This is a genomic window from Clostridioides sp. ES-S-0048-02, assembly GCF_020658495.1.
Classification (GTDB): domain Bacteria; phylum Bacillota; class Clostridia; order Peptostreptococcales; family Peptostreptococcaceae; genus Clostridioides.
Genome location: NZ_JACVWH010000068.1, coordinates 1 through 467 on the forward strand (window position 1 = coordinate 1; position 467 = coordinate 467).

Sequence of the window (467 nt, forward strand, 5' to 3'; positions counted from 1 at the left end):
AGGTAATAATGTAGCCGATTGTACTATAGATAAAGCGTCTACCCAATCAGAATGTTTATCTAAGATAACAGCACAGGCAAATAGACAAGACCTTGACTGGTTTATAAGTATACATTTTAATGCAGGTGGTGGCAGAGGATGCGAGGTTTACACTTACAAAGGTAAACAGTACCAAGATGCTATAGATGTTTGCAAAAAAATATCTGCTCTAGGATTTACAAACAGAGGAGTGAAAGATGGAAGTGGATTATATGTAGTAAATAAAACTAAAGCAAAAAGTATGCTAATAGAAGTATGTTTTATTGATACAGAAGATGTGAATAAATATTTAAATTTAGGAGCTGATAAATTAGCTACTGCAATAGTGGAAGCAATAACTAAACATATAAGTTCATCAGAGGAAAATAATTATAATAGATATAAACATACAATAGTGTACAGTGGTGATGATAAAGTATCAGCAGACA

1 protein-coding gene is annotated in these 467 nt (G+C 31.9%); it reads left to right on the forward strand.

Annotated elements, in window-relative coordinates; genetic code table 11:
- The coding region (locus tag IC173_RS20415; RefSeq protein WP_227856211.1) for an N-acetylmuramoyl-L-alanine amidase at window positions 1-467 on the forward strand (467 nt) is incomplete at both ends.